Raw genomic sequence first — 23,188 nt, forward strand, 5'->3', positions numbered from 1 at the left:
GGGGTCTTTCATGTACCGGAAAAACGCCGCCTTGTTGATCACCGTAGGGCTGCTATGCGCATTGGAGTATCTACAGGCCGGCATGATCGCCTTTGCCTCGGCCCCCATCCGCGGTGAGATCGACGCCAGCCCTGAAGAGTTCACGCTGATTGCGGCGCTCTATGCGTGTATCGCCGTGGTGGTTATCTCAAAACAACGCTGGTTGGTGGAACGGCTCGGCTGGCGCAACTTCATGCTGGGCTCCATCAGCATTTACGTGTTGGGGGCCTTCGTGTGCGGCGTCAGCAGTGACCTCACTACCTTCACCACCGGCCGCGTGGTCATGGCGCTGGGAGGCGCATCGTTCATGACCTCAGCGCGCCTGATGGTCAACCTGCTCCCGCCGGGGCCCGGGCGATTCGTCGGGGTAAAAGTATTCGCCACTGGGCTGGCCATTGGCACGGCAGCGGCGCCCTTTCTTTCATCACTGGCAGTCGTCGAGGACACATGGCACGCGATCTTCTGGCTACTGATTGTCGGTGCGTCGGTAGCGGCCGTTCTCTGCACACGTTTTTTACCCAACATACCTATTCACGAGGATGACCGGACGCCCTCCAGCCCGGCTAACATCCTGTTGTTATCCGTCAGCACTTTCTTCCTGCTGTATGTGCTTCAGCGCTCCTACTACGATTTTTACAACGAGATGTTCATCCTCCTCACCTTCGCGCTGCTCGCCGCCTTGGGCGTGTACATCTTCTTCCACGCCGAACACGGTAAAGAGGCGCCCTTCCTTAAGGTCAAGGACTTGATGCAGTCTCGTTACATCCTCGGAGTTGCGTTGTTCTGCTTCACCTACATTGTGCTGGGCAGTAACAACTACATCTTGCCGTATTTCCTGCAAACGGCACTGGGTTACTCCTGGGACACCATCGGTACGTTCCAGGCCTTCGGCTTGGCTGGTGCGCTGTTGACATGGATCGTCATGGCTATCGTCATTCCAAAGTATCCAGCTCCGAAGAAGTTCTTCGTCGCGGGCTTCAGTGCCCTGATCTGCTTTGGCGTGTTGTTGTCATCCCTGACCCCCGACGCCAATATGTGGTCAAACATCCTGCCTGCACTGGTGCTTAACGGCTGTTTCGTGATGCTTGTACTCGCCACAGCGGCCATGCAGACTTTTCGCGATGTGACACACCATGAAACGCTGTTCGCCCACGCCTATCAGATCAAAAGTATGCTGGCGCAGATTGCCATGGCACTTGGCACAACCGTTGCCACCTTGTTCCTGCAATGGCGCACCACTCTGCAATACAACAATCTCAACGGGCATTTCAGTTCAGGCGATCCGCTCTATCTGGAACAGACTCAACTGCTGGCTCAGGCACTCACACCTGCCGTAGGTGCGGGCCCAGCCAGTCAGATTTCGGTATCGACACTTGCCCAATCCCTGCACCAACAATCAACCCTGGTCGCAAGCATGGAGTACTTCTGGGCTGTCATCATAGTCGCCAGTATTGCACTGGTCGTTTCCATGATGCAGAAGACCTTCAAGTGAGGTCTGCGGTGCGAACGCCTTGACGCTCAGCCCCTCGACTTGGGCAGCATTCCATTCAGAATGTCGTCCTTATCGACAAAATGGTGCTTGAGAGCCACCAGCGCATGCCCGCCGACAAGCGCGCCGCAAAACCACGCGATCCAGGTATGGACGAGTTTGGCTAAATCATAGAGATCGGGATTGGGCGCAACCAATGGCGGCAATATGAACAGGCCGGCGACGAGAATGGGTTTGTCGGCCACCGAACTCCAGTACCAGCCCGACAGTGGTAAAGCCATCAGTGCAAGCGCATACAGAAGAATATGTCCCAACGCTGCACCACGCCTCATCAGTGGGTTCATGCTCACCGGAAAGGCTGGCGGGCGCTTTAACAAACGCCAGAAGACTCGCACCACAACCAGAAAAAGCAAAGTGCTGGCCGTAGCCTTATGCAGAAAGGTCAGCTCATGATGTGGATTGAGTTCGTCACGCCAATGGGTGGCCAGAATGCCCACACCCCAACTGCCGAGCCATATCAGGGCCATGCCCCAGTGCAACCACTTGGCAGTGCCGGTGTAGCCGTCGGTTTTTGATACCGTCATCGATTTATCCCTGCTTTCAAAGTACCTGATGCGTTTCGCCAGAGGCGCGCGCAACGCGATCCTATAGGGCTTTCCAGCAGGGATAAACGCCGCGAAAATCGCCGCTGTGTAGAAAAAATCTCTACTGTTTAGCCAACGGCAATGGGGCCGATGCGCGAACCATCGCTAAAGGGGAACGGTCAGTTTGAGCCAGTAAGCCTCCCCTTCCGGACGATTGCGCACCTCGCTCTCCTTCTGCCACTTTGCGGTCACGAACCAGCCAGCAGAACTGGCGTACTTGATCGAAGGGCCGATGGCAAACGCGCGCCCCTTGTTGTCCTCAACGCGGTCACCGTCTTGATGATCGTAGGTGGTCTGGCGGTAGACGTAACCGCCTACCCCAACCACCCAGCCATTGCCGAAGCCCCAACCCAGGGAGTAGTCGGCATGCAACTCCTGGCCAGAGCGATAGTCAGTAGCGGCATTGCGCAGATTGAAGTCATACATCATCTTGATGTCGGCGTTCACCCCCGCAGGATCAACATACGAAAACGCCGCGATGGGTTCAAACGCCCAGTAGTTGCGGCCAATATTGGCCAGGTCACCGCGATCGTAACGCCCGGTTGGGGCGAAGACGTCAACTGCATAAATCGCGTGAAATTTTTCGCTGTAGTGATACCCCAGAGCCGGACCAAAGATGATGTCCCCAAGCCCCGTTTTGTTTTGATGCTGGCCGTTGACCTCCACCCTTAGATCAACCAATGGAACGTTGACGTGAAATGCCAGCGCCCCGTCGAGAATTTTTTGCTCCGTGACCCAAATCAGCCTTGGCGCAATCACATCTGCACTCAAATGAAAGTCGTCAACCGCCCGCTGCCCTCGATTATCGAGAAGACGATCAGCGCGATAACTTTCAGCAAAAATTTGCCCATAAAAACCAGGCGGCGGCATGGCGCCGGTCATGTAGTTTTCCGCCCCCATTGGGTACGACGACCCTCCTCCTTCGGTGGCTTGCACCGCGGGAAAAAAAATTGCCAACGCGGATCCAGCCATCGCACAAGGAACATTTCTAAGGAGGCTTACAGCTGCATAGGTATTTTTATTATTCATTGTCGCAACCATGGATTTGTTGAAGACACACAGGCACCGCTTACCGCAACACAAGGTGTCGTCGTGAAGTGAAGAGTGTCGGTAACCGACTCCTAAGAGCCGGTCACCGTGGCCTGACGTCAGAATGGATAAGGTTGGTCGGAGGGCTCGACCGTGACCCACTTCACTTCGGTGAACTCTTCGATAACGGCACTGCCGTCGAACCGGCCATAGCCACTGTTCTTCATGCCGCCGTAGGGTGCCTGAGGCTCGTTTTGCACCGTTGCACCGTTGATATGCACGCAACCGGCATCCAGCCGGCTGGCCAGGTCCAGGGCAAGGCTGACATTGCGACTGAAAATCGCCGATGAGAGGCCGAACGCTGTGTCGTTAGCGACTTCCAGCGCCTGCTCGGCACCTTTGACACGCACCACCGTGGTTACCGGGCCGAAAGTTTCCTCATCGTAGATCTCCATTGCCGAGGACACACGGTCCACCAGCGTCGGCGCCATTTGCGCCTGCTCCGCCAGCCCGCCGGCAACAATAGTCGCGCCCTTGCCGATGGCATCGTCGAGCAACTGGTTGATGCGCTGCACCGAGCCCTGGGAAATCATCGGGCCCACAATGCTGGCCGGGTTGGTCACCGGACTACCCTGCTCAAGACCGCGGATACGCTGCGCAAACTTTGCAACGAACTCGTCCGCCACGGCTTCGTCGACGACAAACCGTTCGGTCGACATGCAAATTTGCCCCTGGTACAGAAAGGCGCCAAACACTGCGGCATTGACTGCGCCATCCAGGTCGGCGTCATCGAGCACGATAAACGGCGCCTTGCCGCCCAGTTCCAACAGGCAGCGCTTGAGGTGTTTCGCACTGGTCTGGGCAATCATCCGGCCGACTTTGGTCGAACCGGTGAAATTCACTCGGCGAACCGTATCGTGGGCAATCAGCACTTCCGTCAAGGCGCCGGCATCTTCGGGCGCAGAGATGATGAAGTTCAACACGCCGGGCGGAAAGCCCGCTTCATAGAAGGCCTGCGCCAGCAGCTCATGGGTGCGCGGGCTGTTCTCCGAACCTTTGAAAATAACGGTGTTGCCACACGCCAATGGGTAGGCGATGGATCGGGTGCCGAGGATGACCGGGCCGTTCCACGGCGCGATGCTCAATACCGTACCGGCGGGCTGGCGTAGGGTTACCGATAAAGTGCCGGGTTTGTCGGTGGCAAGGGTTTCACCCTTGATTTGCGTCGTGAGCGCAGCGGCTTCACGGAGCAGGTTGGCGGAAGCCCCCACATTGAACTGCGACCACAGCTGCGAAGCACCGATCTCTTCAGCCATGACACTGCAGAAAAGCTCCATCTTGTTTTCCAGGGCATCGGCTGCCGCCAGCAGCAGACGACGGCGCTCGGTAGGACCGACCTTCGACCATGTTTTGAACGCCTGCTGCGAAGAGGCCGCAACACGCAGGGCGTCTTCGACGCTGCAGGCGGCGCCGGTGGTGACGACCTTGCCGCTGACAGGGTCGACACGCTGGTAGGTCTTACCGTCCGAGGCATCTTGCGGGATATTGTCGATTACGAGTTGAACATTCATCTTGGGTTCCTTTAATGAGCCTGAACAATCACGCCAGGTCGGCCGCGGCCGGCATGCGAAGAATCGGTTTGATCGTGATACCACTTTCGCTGTCGGCCATCGCTTCATTGACCTGGTCAAACGTGTAGAACCGGCACAACTTGTCGAACGGGAAGCGACCTTGCAGGTACAGATCGACCAGGGTGGGAATGAAGGCGTTGGCCACCACATCGCCCTGGACAATGCCCATGATTCGCTTGCCGGGGATCATCACGTCGTTGATGTTGAACGCCACCTCCGTGCCCATCTTGGTTGCCCCGACAATCCCGCAGGTCCCCAGCGTCGTGAGCGCGTCGATGGCCTGACGCAACACTTCCGCGCGCCCGGAGCATTCCAGGCTGTAGTTCACGCCACCGCCGGTGATCTCACGGATGCGCTGGACAGGGTCCTCTTCACGGCTGTTGATCACGTGGGTGGCGCCCACTTCAAGCGCCAGGCTCAGGCGGCTCGGCGTAACGTCGACAGCGATAATGGTGGTGGCGCCGGCCACCTTGGCCGCCATCACCGCCGCCAGGCCTACTGCGCCTGCACCGAAGGCCGCGAAACTGGCTCCCGCCTCCACTTGCAAAGCCTTAAGTACCGAACCCGCGCCCGTCTGAATGCCGCACCCCAGCGGGCCGAGCAACTCGAGTGGTGCCTTTTTCGACACTTTCACCACACTGCGTTCACTGGCAATTACATAAGTCGAAAAAGACGACTGGCCGAAGAAGTGGTCATGTATCGGAGCCGCGGTGTCGCAGCTGCAGGTAGACGTGCTGCCATCGAGGCGCCCACCGCCGAAGTTCAGCGGGTGCATATGGGAGCAATGCGCGGGGTGCCCGGTTTCGCAGGGCAGACACAAGCCGCAGGACATGTAGGTCATGACCACGTGATCGCCAGGCACGATGGTGGTGACTGCAGCGCCCACCGACTCGACCACCCCCGCACCTTCGTGACCCAGGACGATGGGCAACGGCGTGGGGAAAAGCTGGTCACGCACGACCATGTCGGTGTGGCAAACACCCGTCGCGACGATACGCACACGGACCTCATCAGCGCGCGGAACCGCCAGCTCTGCACGCTCGAGCTGGAGCCTGCCACCGGCTTCACGCAATACGGCAACGTTGACTTCGATAGGGGTAAGGGTGCTTTGGGACATGTCTTTATCCTCTTGAATAGTTTCGGGGGATGCTGCTTCGACTTACGCGGTTTGCAAGGCACGCGGGCGATTGCTGCGCTGTTGCGCTTCAGGGTTGGCTGCCGGACGCAGCTGGAAATCAAAGGTCATTTGCGCAAAACGTCCGGGCACGTGATGGGCAGCGGCCAAAGCCTGGTCATCGATGAACTGCACCTCGCCGATCAATCCATCTCGGGTGGCGTAGGCGAAGTCATCCCAGAGGTACTTGTCGTTGGACAGGTTGATCTGGGTGGTCAAATGTTCGTACCCCGGAGCGGACACGAAGAAGTGGATATGCGCCGGGCGCTGGCCATGTCGGCCCAGGTGATTGAGGCACTCCTGGGTCGGACCCTGGGGATCACAGCCGTAGCCCGAGGGGACGATGCTCCTGACCCGGTAACGACCGTCGGCGTCGGTCACGATGCGTCGGCGCAGATTGAATTCGGATTGGCTTTTATCGAAGTGGGAGTAGTTGCCCTTGCTGTCCGCTTGCCACAGGTCCACCAGGGCCCCCGCAATCGGCTGGCCTTGCAGATTGAGGATCTGTCCTTCCACAAAAAATGCAGTGGCGACCTCGTCTTCGGCGCCATCATCCATCCGGGCGTAACCCTGGCTGAGGGGCGCACCGGCTACATACAAAGGCCCTTCAATCGTCCGCGGTGTGCCTCCGGTACGCCCTGCGTCGGCTTCCTTGGCATCATTGAGCAGATCGAGAAAGTGCTCAACGCCCAGGCCTGCCGCCAGCAGCCCGGCCTCGTTGCTTTTGCCGAGGCGGTTGATGTATTCGACACCGGCCCAGAACTCACCATCACTGATCTCCAGTTCTTCAATGAGCCTGGCGGTCTCTTGCAGAATACGTAACACGATTTGTTTATTGCGCGGGTTACCCGCCGCGTTCTTCAGCCCTGCTGCGTCCTGGAAAAACTCAAGCATTGGGGGGGTATGGGAAATGCTGACAGCCATAGAGGTTTCACCTATTTTTATTGTGGGTGTAGCGCGCCAGCCGCTGGGAACTGGCGCATTGCAGGAACGCAATCAAATGGCCTCTACCCACCCGAGTCGGGTGCGAGCCTCTGCCAGGTCCGATTGCATGTCGTGGTTCCACAGCCAGTCGAAACGACTGGCCAGGGTTGTCGACAGAAGGGGTTCTTGGTCTAAGACCTGACGGTCTCGAAACTCGTAGAGTTCGCCGGCTTCCCAGGACGTTCGCTGAACACGGCAGGCGCGAGGTCTGCGGATAGCGTCGTACACCTCAAGCACGCTTTGGGCATCACTTTGAAGCACCCGAGAGTCTCCCAGCAGTCGCGCGAGCAGCCAGGCATCCTCCAGCCCCTGCCCCGCCCCGGCCCCTTGGTGGGGGAGCATGGCGTGGGCAGCGTCACCGATCAGCCCTACGCGGCCATGGGTATAGCCTGCAAGCTCCTCCAATTCGTGAAGTGCCCAGAGGGTAGGTTCGGGAATGCACTCGAGCAGCACGCGAACGGCATCCCCCCACTCGGAGAACGCTTCCAGCATCTGCGCCTGGCTCGTGCTTTTGACCCAAGGTGTGTCTTGCGGCCATACCGGATTGGGGTCGGTGCGATCAGAAACGAATGCAACCACGTTGATCAATCGGCCCTGCTTGACCGGAAAAGTGAGGATGTGGGCGTCGAGTCCCAGGTACATTTGCGGGACGTTGATCAGGTGCTCATCAACACCGGCAGTGCGATAGGCGGCGCGCAGTTGCTCGCTGTCGATCATTCCGCGATAGGCGCAGGTTCCGCTGAATCGGGGCGCGACCAAAGGCTGGCCCAGCCCCTGAAGCACATAGTCGCGAATAGAGGATTTGATACCGTCTGCGGCGATCAGAAGGTCGCACTGATAGTCCGTGCCATCAGTGAACTGCACGCTGACCCTGTCCCCCGTCTCATGGACGCCAACCGCACGTTTGTCGAAGCAGGCGATGCCTTCTGGCAATTGCGTTGCCAAGGCGTCGAGGAAATCTGCGCGGTGAACGGAGGACTGACCGACGCCTTGGGCAACGCTGGCACCGAGATAACCGGCATCGACGCCTCGACGCCATTCAAACCAGATGTCTTGCCACGGTTGCGGGGTGCGGTCAGCGATGAGTTCGTAGGGTTTGCCGATACCCAGCCCTTCGATGGTGCGGACGGCGTTCGCACCAAAGGACACACCTGCGCCGACCTCGCCGAAGGCGGGAGCAGCTTCAAATAATTTCACATCCAGATGCTGATGACGGCAAAGATCCAGTGCCAAGGCGACGCCAGCGATACCGCCGCCGACGATGCCCACTTGCAAGACAGAGTGAGGGCTACTCATGGGGGAAACCTTATGTGTTGTTTTTGGAATAGCCCGATCATGACTATTCACAAACCATTGATAAATGCCCTCAACCCCATACAAACTATCACCAACCTGAATACTAATTCACTTTCAAGAGCCGCCTCAAGGCCGAGAAAATTTGCGATGAACCTGCGTGAACTGGATCTGAACCTGCTGGTGATCTTTCACCAATTGCTGGTGGATCGAAGTGTTTCAGCTGCGGCCGAGAGCCTTGGGCTGACCCAACCCGCCGTCAGCAATGCGCTCAAGCGTTTACGGAACACGTTCAATGACGAATTGTTTGTGCGCACCCATCAGGGGATGCAGCCGACGCCCTATGCCGCGCAACTGGCCGAGCCAGTCTCCCAGGCAATCAACCTGCTGCACGGCGCGATCAATCGCCATGACGAGTTCGATCCATCGACCAGCCAGAAGCGCTTTGTCGTGGCGATGACCGACATCGGGGAGATTTATTTTGTGCCACGGTTGATCGACGCCTTGCTCAAACAGGCCCCCGGAATATCGGTCACCACATTGCGCAGCAATACCGAACTTTCCGAGAAAATGGCCAATGGTGAGGTGGATCTGGCCGTGGGATTGCTGCCGGATCTGCAAGCGGGCTTCTACCAGAGGCGCCTGTTCCACCATCGCTACGTCTGTTTATGCCGAAAGGACCACCCGCTCACTGAACAGCCCATGACACGGGAGCGCTTTTGCGAGTTCGGGCATGTCAGGATCATCGCCGCCAGCACGGGGCATGGAGAGATCGATACGCATATGCAGCGGGCCGGTCTACAACGAGACATTCGACTGGAGGTTCCACACTTTGTCGCGGTCGGTCATATCCTGCAGAACACAGACCTGATCGCCACGGTACCTGAGCGTTTCGCCAACAGCTGCGCCGGCCCCTTCGGACTGACGAGCCTGCCGTTGCCTTTACCGTTGCCCGAGATCGCCATCAACTTGTTCTGGCACGGTAAATACAATCGGGACCCGGCCAACAAATGGTTCCGGCAACTGATGTTTGATCTGTTCAGCGATTGAGCGATGAAGGCTGATGGAGCGGCGGTAGTCATCCAGCGATGGAACTCACCTGGCGGCAGCCTGCATCACCGCCAGTGCTCACATAGTTTGACCAGCTCATCGACCACATACCTGACCTTCGGCCGCAGATGGGACACCTTTGGCCAGACGGCATGCACATCGACAGCTTCTGGTTCATACACTTGCAGAACCTCCACCAGCCGGCCCGCTTCGATATCCTCCTGGAAAAGGCTGCGCGGCATCTGGCACAACCCCGTGCCGGCGACTGCCGCGAGAATCATGGCTTCCCCGTCACCAATCTGATGGGTCGAGGGTGGCGCGTAGCGTACGGTCTGCCCCGCTTGCATGACCCGCCACGACAACGGCTGGCCGCGTCGATGCCCGACAATGCAACGGTGATGGCTCAGATCTTCAAGGGTCTGCGGAACACCATAGCGCTTCAGGTAGTCGGGAGCGGCACAAATGGCCCAGCGCTGCCGGGTCAGCCGCCGCGCCACCAGACCGCTAGTGTCCTGCAGCTCTCCAAAGCGGACCAACAAATCGATCCCCTCCTCAAAGGGATCAACCAGGTGGTCGGAAAACGTCAAGTTCAGTTGCAAAGCCGGGTACTTGTTGGCGATCTCAAACAGCAACGGGGCGACAACACGACGACCGAATGCCACAGGAATGTCCACTCGCAGACGCCCGGAAGGTTCACCACCGCCGGGCCCCAACCCGCTCTCTGCAGCACCAATTTCCTCAAGGGCGGTAGAGCACGCCACGAAATAAGCCTCACCATCCGCGGTCAGGGAAATCCGGCGAGTGGTGCGATGAAACAGCTGCGTACCCAAGCGCTCTTCCAGACGCGCAATGGCTTTGCCCACGGCGGATTTTGACAGCCCCAGGCGCTCGGCAGCCTGAGTGAAGCTGGTCGAGCGCGCGGCCACGACGAACGTGATGACGCCCTGAAACGAATCGATAGGAACCATGCCTGCTCGCCGATTGTAGAGTTTTAGTCTACCCAGATTATAGCTTGAGGCCGTTTATCGCCAGCACACTCAACAGTAGGATGGGTTCTAGAAAGACAACGGTGCACATCACGCACCTCTCTCCAGATCAATGCCCCAAGAGGACACCATCATGCCCGTCGTACGTGTGAGCTGGTTCGAAGGTAAAGAACACGCACAAAAAGCCGCTGTTGCCGCAGAGATCACCGAAAGCATCGTTAAACACACTGGTACAGATGCCAACTATATCTACGTCATTTTTGAAGACGTTGCGCCTTCGGATTGGGCTGGCGCCGGCAAACTATTCGGGGACGCGCCCGAGAAATCCTGACCCCCCATCAGCACCGAATACATCGGCTTGACCAGCGATGCATTCTCAACAGGCTTCTTATGAAGCCTCTGACGGAAGAGCTATCCATGCACCCACATGTCTCCTGCCTGTTCTCCCTCGCTGTAAAACCCGAAGAGTTTCCAGAGTTCAAGGCGCTGATCGCGAACATCGTGGCAGCCACCCGCGCCGAGCCTGGCACGCTGGTTTACGAATACAGCGCCAACGAAGACAACAACACCGTTCACATCCTTGAACGCTATAACGCCGATGCCGTTGTCAGTCACGTAGACACCACCTTCGCACCGTTCGGCAAGCGTTTCCTCGAACTGTGCACCGTTACCAGTCTGGTGGTCTACGGCACACCGGATGCAGAAATCCGCAAACGTCTTGACCCGTTCGGGGCGGTGTATATGACCCCTTTCGACGGCTTCAGCCGCTAAGTTCTATGACGGCGCAGGCTCGACGGTAACAACCGGGACTGCACGCATCCCCTTTCCCGCACAGAGATCACCATGTCTGTTATTGCTGAAGTAATTAAGTCCCGAATTTCCGCCAACAGCTACGACACTGAACGTCAGTTGACGGATCAACAGATCGCCGAGCTGATCGAACTGGCAACGCACGCTCCCTCTGCCTTCAACCTTCAAAACTGGAGGTTCCTGGCGGTACGCAGCACCGAAGCAAAGGCGCGATTGCTGCCATTGGCCTTCGGTCAACAAAAGGTCATGGATTCAGCCGTGACCTTTATTGTCTGTGGCACCCTCAATCCCCATGAAACCCTGCCATCAGCCCTGAAGCCGACGCTGGATGCAGGGATCATTGATCAGGCGATCTACGACATGTGGGTTGGCGCCGCTCAAGGCATGTACCAGGACAACCCGCAGTTACAACGCGACGAAGCGATCCGCTCAGGCTCGCTGGCGGCCATGACCCTGATGCTGGCCGCCAAAGGACAAGGCCTTGTTTCGACACCCATGATCGGGTTCGACCAGTCGGCAGTGGCACAAGCATTCGGTCTTTCCGCTACGGAGATTCCGGTGATGTTGATCACCGTTGGCTACCCTGGCTCGGCTAACTGGCCGCAAAAGCCCCGTAAAGCTGTCAACGACGTTCTGCAGTTCGTGTAAGCAGTGCTGCCGGCGATAGCCAGGTACAACCTGGCTTCGCTGGCTGTTGCTGATCGACTCGCAACTACCACATGCCTGGGGCTGTGAACCATTGATCGCTGAATCCAAATCACCTTCTTCGTTACGCGCGATTCTGACCGCTGCCTGTTTGGGGTTTCTTGTCGTTCAACTTGACGTCAGCGTCGTAAACGTTGGCCTTGGCGCTCTCAAAAATGCGTTCGGCACCGACCTCACCGGCCTGCAGTGGGTCATTAACAGTTACGCGCTGCCTTTTTCTGCCTTGCTCATCCTGGGAGGCGCATGGGGTGACAAATGGGGAGCAAAATCCGTGTTTGCAGCGGGTTTCGCTATCTTTACCCTCGCCTCGATCGGTTGTGGCCTCGCCGACAGCATGACCATGCTGATCACGATGCGGGTCGTGCAGGGCATCGGCGCAGCCTTCCTGATACCGACATCACTTACCCTGATTCGCGTGTCATTTCATGACCCCGATGCACGTCGTGCCGCTGTTGCGCTCTGGGGCGCCTGTGGGGGTATCGCGTTGGCAGCCGGACCCGTGATCGGCGGCCTGATGATCGAGTACTTCGGCTGGCGAAGCGTATTTCTGCTGAATATTCCGATCGGCCTGCTGGCTGTCGGGCTGATCTTGCGTTACGCCCCCGCCTCCCCTCGGGTTGATAAGCACGTCGATATTCCAGGGCAAATCAGTATTGCGATTTTCCTGGCGTCACTGACCTATGGCTTGACCGAATCCAGTGCCATAGGTTGGGTAAGCGAAACACTCACCGCGATTGCAATTGCCGCGATTAGCGCGGCGGCATTTGTTCTGATCGAGCGTCGGGTAACGCATCCGATGCTGCCCGCTCACCTGGCGAAAAACAAAGTGCTGGGGAGCATGGCGCTCGCAGGCGCTGCGATCAATCTGACGTTTTATGGAACGGTCTTCGTTTTCAGTATTTACTTTCAAACCTTCCTGCACTACGACGCATTTAAAACAGGGTTGTCGTTTATCCCGCTGACGGCGGTGCTGACACTTTCTACGATGCTCTCGTCAAGGTTCGCCAGGCGGTTCAGTGCCACTCGTATTATCACGACGGGTTTCACGGTTCAGATCGTCGGATTCATCGCGCTTTCGCAAACCACTTCCAATAGCTCGCTCTGGTTGCTCAATGGTGCGTTGATGCTGGTGGGAATTGGCAGCGCCATGTCAGTACCGTTCATTACCAACTCGATGCTGTCCTCGGTCACACAGCATGACGCGGGCATCGCCTCCGGCCTGATGGCCTCCGCCAGGCAACTGGGCGGCGTGATCGGTGTTGCGGTCTTCGGCACGATGATCGCCCATTCGGATAAGGCCGCTTTTTCCGCTGGACTATCCACCGCGATGCTGTTTTCAGCGCTGGTCTTGGCAGTGTGCATCGCCGTAAACCTGTACGCAGCCTCCCCTCGGCGTCAATAAATGGCGGTATGGATGAGACCCCGCCTTCTCACGCCCTGAATCAACTGCGCCATTTCTTCAACTGAATGGGATTGCACTTTGAAATACCCACTGAACTATCAATCGCTTCTCTCGCTGCTCGGCGAAGACTTTCACTTCCCCCATGAAATTCCCGGCCAACCGGTTCGGGTTTCTGACTTTGAAGGCCTGAAACTCAACAGCTTTATCACCAGCGACCAGGTCAATCTCGCCTATTGGGAGGCCGGTGAAGGCAAGCCGCTGATTTTCATCCCGGGGTGGTCAGCTAACGGTGCGCTGTACTTTCACCTCATGCACATCCTCAGCAAGCATTATCGTGTGTACGTGCTGGATGCGAGGAACCAGGGTCTGTCCGAGAAGGTTGCCTTTGGCAATCGGATTTCCCGTTATGCCATGGACGTGAAAGAGTTTGCCGATCACCTGGGTGTCTCCCAAGCCGATTACTGTGGCTGGTCGATGGGCGCGTCGATCCTCTGGGCCTGCATCGACCTGTTCGGTACACAAGGCATACGCTCGCTGAGCATCATCGACCAGGCGCCATCGGTGTATTGTCACGCAGACTGGACGGAGCAGGAGCGACTGCAAGCCGGGGCGTTCACCACCTCTCCAGAGCGCATGATTGCGTCCTATGCCACTGGGTCGCCCACCAACCAACTGATCAGCGGGACTCGAGTTCTGGAACGCGCCATGGCCCTGGACTCGCCCTACTTTCACAACGTCATCAGCTTGGCACAGCGCGTCGCTAAGGATGACATGGCGTTCCTGGAACGCGTGCTGTTCGATCACGTCACTAATGATTGGCGGGATGTCATCCAAACGAAGATTGATGTGCCAACCGCCATTTTCACCGGCGAATACAGCGACTGGCTGGACAGCCAACGCTGGATGAATTCGGTGGTCGCAGGCTCCGTACTGCATGTGTACACCAAGGCCGAACAGGGCGACCACTTCCTGGCATTGAAGAACCCGGAAAAGTTTGCCAGCGACCTGCGGGGCTTCCTGGATAACTGCTGAGTCAGACGATGCCCGGCGAAATGCCCGCTATTGCTCCCATCGAGGGTGGGCAAATCGCTCGGCCAGAAAATTGATCAGCACCCGAACCTTGGTCGCCAGATGCTTGCGCGTGGGGTAGACCACGTAGATGCCCAGTTCGACCGACTGGTGCTCAGGCAGAATCTCCACCAGGTCCCCCGCCCGCAAATCCTCGGCCACCATAAAGCTGGGCTGCAAGGCAATACCACCTCCCGCCAAGGCAATACTGCGGCAGGTATCGCCATTGTTGCAGCGAACAATGGAACGGGTGCGCACACTTTCGCTGCCGTCAGGGCCTTGGAACTGCCATTCATTGCCGCTGGCGAAGTTGGTATAGGCAATCACGCCGTGTTCTGTCAGATCAGACAAAGTGCGCACCTCTGGGTGACTTGCCAGGTATTCGGGTGAAGCGCACAAGCACATCCGCGTGCCCGCCAGACGACGCCCGACCAGCGAAGAGTTTTCCATGCGGGCAATGCGAACAGCCGCATCGAATCCCTCCTCCACCAGGTCAACCAGTCGGTCGTTCAAGCTGATGTCCAACTCGATATTGGGGTAGGCCTTCATGAAGTCGCCCCATAGCGGCGCCAAGTGCAGCACTCCGAAACTGACCGGTGCATTCACCCGCAACACGCCACTGGGTTCCGGCGCGGTGGACGAAACCGCCTCCTCGGCCTGATCCATCAGCGCCAGCACCTCCCGCGCCTGGTGGTAGAACTGGCGCCCCTCCTCCGTCAATGAAAGCCGGCGGGTCGTGCGATGCAAAAGCCGCGCACCGAGCCGTTCTTCCAGGCTGCTCACATAGCGCGAGATGGCCGCCTTGGACATCTCCAACGGTTTGGCCGCGCCTACAAAACTGCCTTTATCGACGACGGTGCAGAAGACCTGCATCTCCAATGCTCTGTCCATCATTGTCTCACTAGGTGGAACGGTTAATCATATTCAGCCTTATTTATCTCGTTTTCACAACCTATAAACTGAGCCCATCGAAACGCACATCAAGACAAATGAGGTCGCTATGAAAATTACAGTTTTGGGTACCGGCAACATGGGTTCGGCGTTCACAAAACAGCTGTCCAGCGCCGGCCATATCGTTCGTGTCACGGGCCGCGACATCGACAAGGCCAAAGCCCTCGCCGCTCAGTTTGACAATGTCAGCGCCTATTCGGCGGCAGAGGCACTGGGTGATAGCGACGTCGTTGTTGTTGCAACCGCCTACGAAGACGCCGCCAAAGCCTTGCAAAGCCTGGGCGACCTGACGGGCAAGGTGGTTATCGACATCACCAACCCACTAAGCGCCGACTACATGTCGCTGACCATCGGTCACGTGACAAGCGCTGGCGAAGAAATTGCCAAAGCGGTGCCTCAGGCCCATGTCGTTAAAGCGTTCAACACCCTGTTCGCTCAAGTGCTTGCCGACGGCCCGACATTCTCGGAAAACCAGCGTGGCAGTGTGTTCGTCGCCAGTGACAGTGAGCGCGCCAAGCAGACCGCGATTGCCCTGGCACACAGCCTGGGCTGGAAGACAGTGGACGCTGGTGGACTGATCAACGCCCGTTACCTGGAGCCATTGGCAGGCCTGAATATCTATCTCGGCTACGGCGCCGGCCTGGGCACCGCCATCGCACCGGTCTGGCTTAACAAGTAATCACTTCGGAGCACTTCACCATGAACACTTCGTTCCCCCTGTTGTTTGTGTCTCATGGTGCTCCAATGTTTGCCATCGAGCCCGGTCTGGCTGGTCAGCGGCTGGCTGAGCTCGGTCGCGAACTGCCGCGACCTGATGCCATCGTCATCCTTTCACCACACTGGATGACTCGTGGCGAAGTCAGCGTTACGGCGAGCACCGCCCCTGAAACCATTCACGACTTCGGTGGATTTCCCGACGCCTTGTACCAGTTGCGCTACCCCGCACCGGGCGCTCCGGCCCTAGCCGCCCATATCGTGGATCTGCTGCAGAATGCGGGATGGAAGTCCCGGCTTGACGACCGTCGAGGACTGGACCACGGCGCCTGGGTGCCACTGCTGTATCTGGCCCCTGAGGCAGACATACCCGTCGTTCAGGTATCGATGCCTGCCGGCCTCGATACCCACCACGCCTGGAAACTGGGCCAAGCCCTCAAGCCACTGCGGGATATGAATGTGCTGATCGTGGCTTCCGGAAGCCTGACCCATAACTTGTATGAGTTTCGGGGGGCGGCCACCCATGGCGCCGACTACGTGAAAGCGTTTGCAGCCTGGACAGCCCAAACCCTGCAGGCGGGCAACACCGATTTCCTGCTGGACTATAAGCAACACGCACCTTCAGCCGAACGTGCCCATCCGACGGATGAGCATTTTTTACCGCTGCTCATCGCCCTCGGTGCGGCCGGCGAACACTACGAGACTCGAGTTCTGGAGGGCGGCGTGAGCTACGGGGTACTGGCGATGGACAGCTATCTATTTTCCTCAAACAACCCTGTTGGATTCGACTCAATTCAACCTAGCCAAGGCGTTACAGATCATGCGTGACACCTCTTTTTCCGAAGCCGCTCGCGAGCCGCAAACGGGCCTGTTTTTCCGCAAGGGTTGCAGTACATCGGCGCCTAAGGGCCGGCTGCTTCTGCTGCATGGCGTCGGTTCAAATGAAGCGAATCTCGCGTCATTGGCCGCGTCCCTGCCCGAGGAACTGGAAGTCATTCTGCTCCGCGGCCCGCTGCAGGTTGGCCCACAAGGTTTCGCTTGGTACCAGGTGAACTTCACCAGCAACGGCCCTTCGTTCAATCAAGAACAGGCAGAGTCCAGCCGGCAACTGTTGCACCACTTCATCGAAGCGCTGCCCAAGTTGCCGACCGTCATCGCCGGCTTCAGCCAGGGCGGCATCATGAGCGCGAGCCTCGGGGTCACTGAGCCCGAGCTGGTTGCCGGATTTGCAATATTGAGCGGCCGGATGCTGCGCGAACTTGATCCTCGGATTGCTTCGGCCGATCGACTCCAGTCCATCAACGCTTTCATCGCCCATGGCCACCAGGACAACGTACTACCAGTGGCTTGGGCGAAAGAAGCGGACGAATGGCTGAGTCGAATCGGCGTCGCCCACGAAACGCATTTCTACGACATGGCCCACGAGATCGTCGCTGAAGAACTGGCAGACTTCTCGCAATGGCTGACCAACACGCTGTCACTTTCCAAGTAAACAAAAAGGAACTGCACCATGATCGACACACGTACCGCACCATACGCTGCCTTCGTTATGCGCCTGGCACTGGGCATTATGTTCATTGCCCACGGCCTGACCAAAGTCTTTGTCTTCACCCCGGCAGGCACTGCGGGCTTCTTTGAGTCCATCGGCTTCCCGGGCTTCCTGGCCTACCCGGTCATGGCCTTTGAAGTGATCGGCGGTTTGATGCTGGTGCTGGGAGTTTATTCGCGCTGGGTAGCCGCTCTGGCAGTGGTTCAGCTGTTCGTGGCCGCGACCGTCCACTTCGGCAATGGCTGGAGCTTCATCAACGCCAATGGCGGCTGGGAATACCCGATTTACCTGAGCGTCACCGCACTGGTAGTAGCCTTGCTGGGCGACGGCGTCTTTGCGGCAAAGGCCTCCAACAAAGCGTAAGTCACTGCGGATTCAAAACCTGCCGACGCTGCGGAATTCTCCGGAGCATCGGCAGTTTGCGCTCGGGTCAACCGTACCGCCTCACGTCAGACGCGATGTCATAAAGCTTACAAAGGCCTTTATCTTGGGTAACGGATGACGACTCGATGGCCAGAGAATGCTGAAGGTACGGTGGTCGCGAACGTAGCGATCCAATACAGGCACCAATCGTCCGTCTGCAATGGCGTCCTCGACAAAAAAGTCAGGGAGGCACGCTATACCTTGTCCCGCCTCAGCCATTGCCAACAACGGTTCAATCGCGTTGGCGGTAGCCGACTGTCCCAGTTCAACACTGTCCTGTCCCTTTTTTGACACCAGAGGCCAAGGGTCGAGTTTACCGCTGGTGGGGTATCGGTAACGCAGGCATGAATGGCTGGACAGTTCCGATGGCCGTGATGGAACACCCCGGCTTGAAAGATAGTGTGGAGACGCGACCAGACGATGACTGTAGCCGTTGAGCTTGCGCATCATCAGGCGCGAGTCTTCAACCTCACCGATACGCATCACGGCATCAAAACCCTCCTCGATCACGTTAACCAACCGATCACTGAACTCCAGTTCCAACTCCACTTCGGGATACGCCTGCTGAAACGCAATCAAGTGAGGCATCAACCTCATGCCCAGTTGTGGCAAACCGAGGCGCAACTTCCCCTGGGGCTTGCCAGCAGCCTGGGTGAGCTCTCGTTTGGCAACCTCGTACTCCGCGAAAATTCGATGGCAGCGTTCCAGAAAAAGGCTGCCCTCGGACGTCAGGGTTATGGCGCGCGTGGATCGGTGAAACAGCCTTACACCAAGCTCTTCCTCCAGCCGCGCAACCGCCTTACCAATGGCCGATGAAGACACGCCGGTTCTGCGCCCAGCCTCGGTAAAGCTACGCGTTTGCGCGGCATGCACGAACGCGCTGAGCGCTCCAAAATGATCCATGACCACCCCTGTCTATTTGAGCGTTTTATTCGCAAATGTTCGGAACTTCATCCTGTTTTTCTTTTACATCATACAACCTATAGTCACCGCCATTGTGACTTCACCCCGCTATATCGCACTGCGAAGTCACCGTCATCTGACTACACGAGAGCCCTCGAATGACTTCGATGCCTTCCACCTACGAACTTGCGCCTGAGCTCAAACAACACCCCGGCTACGCGCGCGTTTTCCAACCCGGCCATTTGACCTTCGGCTTTATCGCGCCGCTGGAAAGCTATCCCAATAGTCCAGGCCCGACCCTGCAGGATCACGCGCAATTAGCTCAGAAAGTTGACGAAGTTGGCTTTTCCGCCATCTGGCTACGGGACGTGCCCTTTTACGATCCGAACTTCGGTGACGTGGGTCAAATCCTTGATCCGCTGGTCTATGCCGGCTTCCTCGCGGCCGTGACCAAGCAGATTGCCATCGGCACCGCCGGCATCGTGCTGCCCTTGCGCGATCCGTTGATCGTTGCCAAGCAGGCCGCAAGCATCGATCAGTTGCTTGGGGGACGTTTTATTCTGGGCCTGGCCACGGGCGATCGACCGGTGGAATACCCCGCCTTCGGACTCGACTTCGGCAACCGTGCCGAGCGGTTCCGTGACGCGCTGGCAATCATTCGCGCCACGACGGAAACACACTGGGCCGTGCACCCGTCGCGGTTTTATGGCCAGTTGAATGGAGAGATCGACCTAGTTCCCAAACCGGTAGGCTCACGCATGCCGACCATTATCGTTGGCCAGGCCGGCCAGTCGCTGGAGTGGATTGGAGAAAATACGGACGGCATTCTTTCCTACATATCCAATCCCGCTCTCATTCCGCAAATCATCGAACGTTGGCGCGCCGCCTGTAGCGCCAACGTCTACAAGCCCTATGGCTACGGCACCCTGTTTGACCTGGACCGTGATCCAAACCATCCCGTCCAAGCGGGCCGTGTGCTGCGTGCCGGGCGAAATACGCTGATTGAACATTGGAAACGCCAACAGGATCAGGGCGTCGGTCACGTGGCCCTGCACTTCAAACCTCAACGACGCCATGCCTCGGATGTCATCGACGAGCTGGGCGAATACCTCTTGCCGCACTTTCCAAGTGCGTCGTTACCCGTCGGACCATCGCCAGCGCAGGCCCACTCATGAATCGTCCTCTGCATCATATGGATTTCATTTTTCAGACGACCCTGGGGACCTATCCCTTGGCAGCGCAGTGCGAGATGCTCGCTGAACTCGGCTACCAGGGGCTGACAATGTCCGCCTGGAGTAAAGACCTGAAGTCGATCGCCCAGGTTAAACCCACCTGGGGCCTGGACGTGGGCGCGGTCTACCTGATCTATCGCAAGGGCCTGGAATCGTTTGTGACCAACATATTCGAGACCATTGAGGGCTGCACCACAATCGAATTGGCCCTGCACTCCGGCGACGAAGTCACGAACTTTGACCGCCGAATGATCGAGCGCCTACTGCCGATCTGCGAGCGTCGTGGCCTGGAGATCAGCCTGTACCCCCATGCCCGCTACGGCATGCAGACGACCACCGAGGCGGTGGCCCTATGCCGTGAGTTCAACCATCCGCGCCTCAACATCGTGTTCAACGGTTATCACTGGTACGCGACCGAAGAGCAGGCCCTGGAGCAGCGCCTTGATGCGGCGTGGCCTTGGCTGAAACAGGTGAACATTGCCGGCAGTCGGCGCTCCCCGCTCGGATGGGGTGGCCTGGCAACTATCGAACCGCTCGATGAAGGTGAGATGGATAACTTCGTGCTGTTGGGCGCGCTGGAACGGCGCGGCTTTGACGGACGATTTGGCGTGCTCGGCTGGGAAAGCATGGGCGGCGACGTCTACGGCAACCTGCGACGCTCGGTCACTGCGTTCCGGTCGATGGAACAACGGTTGGCCGCCCACCCTGAGTGGGCTGTCCTGACCGACTCGCCGCACTGAGCCAGGAGATAAATCATGGCTCATCGCATCCATGCACTCGATTCCTTCTTCTACTCGTCAATGGGCGTATACGCCTTTCAGACGCAGTGCGAAATGTTGTCCGAGATCGGCTACGACGGCATTACTGTCGCTGCCTGGGGTGGCACACCACTGACTGACCTCAGCCTGCTGCCCAGCGTCCGGGAAAACCATGGCCTGCACATCGAGGGCCTTTACCTGGTGCTCCACGAGGGGCGCAACGACGCCCTGATACGGCGCATCGTTGAAACCGTCGAGGGTGTGGAGCTGATCGAGCTGGCGATACAGACCTCAGTCAATGGCACCCAAGCCATCCTGCGGTTTATCGAGTCGCTGCTGCCCATTGCCGAACGACGCGGATTACGCATTGCGTTGTATCCGCATCTTCATCACGTCACCCAGACCACTACGCAAGTCGTGCAGATTTGCGAGCTCTTTGCTCACCCACGCCTGGGGGCCTCGTTCAATGGCTATCACTGGTACGCCAGCCAGGAAGGCGAACTTGAACAGCGACTCGCCGCGATGAAACCCTGGCTCATGCAAGTGGTGACCTCTGGCAGCGCACTTTCGCAACTCGGCTGGGGTGGCGCGGCCACCATGGAGCCGGTCGACCGCGGAGAGCTCGACAATTTTGCTTTGATCGCAGCGCTGAACCGCGTCGGTTACACGGGCAGTATTGGCGTACTTGGCTGGGATTATGGTGGTGATATCTACCTCAAACTCCAGCGATGCCTGGCAACGCTTCGCGATATCGATCGACGGCTGGAACGTTATCCGCACTGGTCGGACTTCCCATTGAAGTAACGCATCGCTGCCTCACGAACCTAATTTGAAAAATGGAGCCTGTGATGACAGCCCTATCTGTACTTGACCTCATGATGATCGGCGAAGATAAAACCTTCGCCCACACGCTAGAAGACGCAGTCTCTCTGGCGCGACACGTGGAGGCCCACGGCTACAAGCGCTACTGGATCGCCGAGCACCATGACCTGCCAGGGATCGCGTCTTCGGCTACAACCCTGCTCATTCAGCATCTGGCTGCGGCAACGAGCACCCTGCGAGTGGGCTCTGGCGGCATCATGCTACCCAACCACTCTCCTCTGTTGGTGGCGGAGCAGTTCGGGACATTGGACACCTTGTTTCCAGACCGCATCGATTTAGGCATTGGCAGAGCACCTGGATCCGCTGGACCGGCTATCCGCGCCATACGCGGCGATGCCTCCGAGCGAGACTTCACGCAAGACATCCAGCAATTGACGGACTATCTAGCGGATGACGGAAATCAGCCGGTTCGCGCGATCCCTGGAAAACATGACGTTCCACTATGGCTATTGGGTTCGAGCATGAACAGTGCTGATCTCGCCGCGAAACTGGGGCTGCCCTACGCATTCGCTTCACATTTCGCACCTCGATTTTTGATGGAAGCCATTACGCATTACCGCGCCACGTTCCGGCCGTCAGCAGTGCTGGAGAGTCCTTATGTCATCGCAGGCGCGAATGTTTTCGCTGCCTCGACTCGAGCCGAAGCCGACTACCTGGCGAGTTCACACCGTCAGTGGGTCAGCAACTTGTACTCGGGCAAAGCAGGCGCTCTGCCGCGCCCGGAAGAGGGCTTTATGGAACGGCTGTCCAACTATGATCGGCAGAATCTGGCTGAAGCCATGTCGTGCACCGCAATTGGCAACAAAGACGATGTAGGACGTTGGCTGCGCCAGTTCATCGCGACCACGGAGGTGGACGAGGTGATAATCGATGCGAGGATTTACGACCCTGACGCACGCCGCCGCTCCTATCAACTCGCCGCCGAATCCATTTCCGACCTGCTCGACTGATACCAAAGGGAACGGTGTTGCTGCGGTCCCTCTATCGCTGACCTCGACACGAGGCCAGCGAAGGCTATGAACCCGAGGTATCCGATATGCTCGATACAGATCAAAAATCGACGTCCACCTCGCCCCACTTCGACGCAACCATGCGCGCGATTGCACACCCAGTGAGACGAAAAATCCTCGAGTGGCTCAAGGCGCCGACTCTGCATTTCCCCCCGCAACCATGCGGTTTTGAGTTCGGGGTGAGCGTTGGCCAGATCACACAACGTTGCGGTCTGTCCCAATCGACAGTCTCCCAACACCTGGCCGTGCTCAAAGGGGTGGCATTGGTCGATGTACACAAAACCGGTCCGTTTCATTTCTTGAAGCGAAACGAGACGACTATTCAGCACCTCACTGGCTACCTGAGTGATTTGCTGGAAAATAGACGCTTACCGGCCATCCAAGTTGAGGGGCGTAGTTCAGCCCAAATAATACTGATAACTGTCAGGCCTCACCTCAGCACCAGGCGCCGTCAATCAATTT

The 23,188-nt window shown here is 57.9% G+C and carries 24 protein-coding genes and 1 pseudogene; 16 read left to right on the top strand and 9 right to left on the bottom strand.

Annotation, left to right across the window (positions count from 1 at the left end; all coding sequences use genetic code 11):
- The first annotated feature begins 10 nt into the window (after positions 1–10).
- A complete protein-coding gene (locus ACA057_RS17820) occupies positions 11–1,531 on the top strand; it encodes an MFS transporter (RefSeq protein WP_497340926.1) in 1,521 nt (506 codons plus the stop codon).
- 26 nt (positions 1,532–1,557) lie between these two features.
- Here ACA057_RS17820 and ACA057_RS17825 read toward each other — a convergent pair whose 3' ends face one another.
- From ACA057_RS17825 to salA, 6 genes are all read right to left on the bottom strand, one after another.
- On the bottom strand, positions 1,558–2,112 hold the full coding sequence (locus ACA057_RS17825; protein ID WP_497340928.1) for a cytochrome b: 555 nt from the start codon (positions 2,110–2,112) through the stop codon (positions 1,558–1,560).
- Positions 2,113–2,277: 165 nt separating this feature from the next.
- Positions 2,278–3,201, bottom strand: a complete 924-nt coding sequence (locus ACA057_RS17830; RefSeq protein ID WP_497340930.1) for a SphA family protein — start codon at positions 3,199–3,201, stop codon at positions 2,278–2,280.
- A gap of 119 nt (positions 3,202–3,320) precedes the next feature.
- Complete coding sequence (locus ACA057_RS17835) at positions 3,321–4,772, bottom strand: aldehyde dehydrogenase (RefSeq protein WP_497340931.1); 1,452 nt, start codon at positions 4,770–4,772, stop codon at positions 3,321–3,323.
- Between the two features lie 28 nt (positions 4,773–4,800).
- Entirely contained in the window at positions 4,801–5,949 is a 1,149-nt protein-coding gene (locus ACA057_RS17840; protein WP_277588307.1) for an NAD(P)-dependent alcohol dehydrogenase, read from the bottom strand.
- A gap of 42 nt (positions 5,950–5,991) precedes the next feature.
- Positions 5,992–6,930, bottom strand: a complete 939-nt coding sequence (gene catA, locus ACA057_RS17845; RefSeq protein WP_277588306.1) for a catechol 1,2-dioxygenase — start codon at positions 6,928–6,930, stop codon at positions 5,992–5,994.
- 72 nt (positions 6,931–7,002) lie between these two features.
- Entirely contained in the window at positions 7,003–8,286 is a 1,284-nt protein-coding gene (gene salA / locus ACA057_RS17850; protein WP_497340932.1) for a salicylate 1-monooxygenase, read from the bottom strand.
- A 147-nt stretch (positions 8,287–8,433) separates the two neighbouring features.
- On the opposite strand from salA, the gene ACA057_RS17855 reads away from it, so the two are divergent.
- Positions 8,434–9,333, top strand: a complete 900-nt coding sequence (locus ACA057_RS17855; RefSeq protein ID WP_134101548.1) for a LysR family transcriptional regulator — start codon at positions 8,434–8,436, stop codon at positions 9,331–9,333.
- A 65-nt stretch (positions 9,334–9,398) separates the two neighbouring features.
- Here ACA057_RS17855 and ACA057_RS17860 read toward each other — a convergent pair whose 3' ends face one another.
- A complete protein-coding gene (locus ACA057_RS17860) occupies positions 9,399–10,301 on the bottom strand; it encodes a LysR family transcriptional regulator (protein ID WP_497340933.1) in 903 nt (300 codons plus the stop codon).
- Between the two features lie 151 nt (positions 10,302–10,452).
- Here ACA057_RS17860 and ACA057_RS17865 point away from each other — a divergent pair, with 151 nt between their 5' ends.
- The 5 genes from ACA057_RS17865 to ACA057_RS17885 all read left to right on the top strand — a co-directional run bounded on the left by ACA057_RS17865 (position 10,453) and on the right by ACA057_RS17885 (position 14,268).
- The gene (locus tag ACA057_RS17865) at positions 10,453–10,650 is read left to right on the top strand and encodes a tautomerase family protein (protein ID WP_497340934.1); all 198 of its coding nucleotides are present in this window, start codon (positions 10,453–10,455) and stop codon (positions 10,648–10,650) included.
- A gap of 86 nt (positions 10,651–10,736) precedes the next feature.
- On the top strand, positions 10,737–11,090 hold the full coding sequence (locus ACA057_RS17870) for a putative quinol monooxygenase (RefSeq protein ID WP_322267997.1): 354 nt from the start codon (positions 10,737–10,739) through the stop codon (positions 11,088–11,090).
- A gap of 72 nt (positions 11,091–11,162) precedes the next feature.
- Positions 11,163–11,777, top strand: coding sequence for a nitroreductase family protein (locus ACA057_RS17875; RefSeq protein WP_497340936.1), 615 nt, complete (start codon positions 11,163–11,165; stop codon positions 11,775–11,777).
- A gap of 91 nt (positions 11,778–11,868) precedes the next feature.
- Positions 11,869–13,236, top strand: coding sequence for an MFS transporter (locus ACA057_RS17880; RefSeq protein WP_497340938.1), 1,368 nt, complete (start codon positions 11,869–11,871; stop codon positions 13,234–13,236).
- A 78-nt stretch (positions 13,237–13,314) separates the two neighbouring features.
- Positions 13,315–14,268, top strand: coding sequence for an alpha/beta fold hydrolase (locus ACA057_RS17885; RefSeq protein ID WP_497340940.1), 954 nt, complete (start codon positions 13,315–13,317; stop codon positions 14,266–14,268).
- A 27-nt stretch (positions 14,269–14,295) separates the two neighbouring features.
- Here ACA057_RS17885 and ACA057_RS17890 read toward each other — a convergent pair whose 3' ends face one another.
- Positions 14,296–15,195 carry a LysR family transcriptional regulator gene (locus tag ACA057_RS17890; protein ID WP_497340942.1) on the bottom strand — a complete coding sequence of 300 codons (900 nt, stop codon included), beginning with the start codon at positions 15,193–15,195 and terminating at the stop codon, positions 14,296–14,298.
- Between the two features lie 109 nt (positions 15,196–15,304).
- On the opposite strand from ACA057_RS17890, the gene ACA057_RS17895 reads away from it, so the two are divergent.
- From ACA057_RS17895 to ACA057_RS17910, 4 genes are read left to right on the top strand one after another with little or no spacing between them, the layout of a single operon-like run.
- Positions 15,305–15,934, top strand: a complete 630-nt coding sequence (locus tag ACA057_RS17895) for an NADPH-dependent F420 reductase (RefSeq protein ID WP_454866844.1) — start codon at positions 15,305–15,307, stop codon at positions 15,932–15,934.
- 20 nt (positions 15,935–15,954) lie between these two features.
- Complete coding sequence (locus ACA057_RS17900) at positions 15,955–16,797, top strand: DODA-type extradiol aromatic ring-opening family dioxygenase (RefSeq protein ID WP_462022394.1); 843 nt, start codon at positions 15,955–15,957, stop codon at positions 16,795–16,797.
- Positions 16,790–17,461 carry an alpha/beta hydrolase gene (locus tag ACA057_RS17905; RefSeq protein WP_497340945.1) on the top strand — a complete coding sequence of 224 codons (672 nt, stop codon included), beginning with the start codon at positions 16,790–16,792 and terminating at the stop codon, positions 17,459–17,461. The genes ACA057_RS17900 and ACA057_RS17905 overlap by 8 nt, the downstream gene beginning before the upstream one ends.
- A gap of 18 nt (positions 17,462–17,479) precedes the next feature.
- Complete coding sequence (locus ACA057_RS17910; protein ID WP_497340947.1) at positions 17,480–17,881, top strand: DoxX family protein; 402 nt, start codon at positions 17,480–17,482, stop codon at positions 17,879–17,881.
- 81 nt (positions 17,882–17,962) lie between these two features.
- Here ACA057_RS17910 and ACA057_RS17915 read toward each other — a convergent pair whose 3' ends face one another.
- Positions 17,963–18,844: a LysR family transcriptional regulator gene (locus ACA057_RS17915; protein ID WP_277588297.1), complete on the bottom strand. Its 882-nt coding sequence runs from the start codon at positions 18,842–18,844 to the stop codon at positions 17,963–17,965.
- A gap of 158 nt (positions 18,845–19,002) precedes the next feature.
- On the opposite strand from ACA057_RS17915, the gene ACA057_RS17920 reads away from it, so the two are divergent.
- The 5 genes and pseudogenes from ACA057_RS17920 to ACA057_RS17940 all read left to right on the top strand — a co-directional run.
- A complete protein-coding gene (locus tag ACA057_RS17920) occupies positions 19,003–20,019 on the top strand; it encodes an LLM class oxidoreductase (protein WP_497340949.1) in 1,017 nt (338 codons plus the stop codon).
- The gene (locus tag ACA057_RS17925) at positions 20,016–20,816 is read left to right on the top strand and encodes a sugar phosphate isomerase/epimerase family protein (RefSeq protein ID WP_497340951.1); all 801 of its coding nucleotides are present in this window, start codon (positions 20,016–20,018) and stop codon (positions 20,814–20,816) included. Before ACA057_RS17920 ends, ACA057_RS17925 begins: the two co-directional genes overlap by 4 nt.
- 15 nt (positions 20,817–20,831) lie before the next feature.
- Positions 20,832–21,638 (top strand): sugar phosphate isomerase/epimerase family protein, encoded by an 807-nt coding sequence (locus tag ACA057_RS17930; protein WP_497340953.1) that lies wholly within the window; start codon positions 20,832–20,834, stop codon positions 21,636–21,638.
- Between the two features lie 44 nt (positions 21,639–21,682).
- Positions 21,683–22,666 (top strand): LLM class flavin-dependent oxidoreductase, encoded by a 984-nt coding sequence (locus ACA057_RS17935; RefSeq protein ID WP_201087491.1) that lies wholly within the window; start codon positions 21,683–21,685, stop codon positions 22,664–22,666.
- An 86-nt stretch (positions 22,667–22,752) separates the two neighbouring features.
- Positions 22,753–23,082: pseudogene (locus tag ACA057_RS17940) on the top strand (ArsR/SmtB family transcription factor); the annotation flags it as partial.
- Between the last annotated feature and the right edge of the window lie 106 nt (positions 23,083–23,188).

The organism is Pseudomonas sp. LBUM1661 (genome assembly GCF_059695925.1).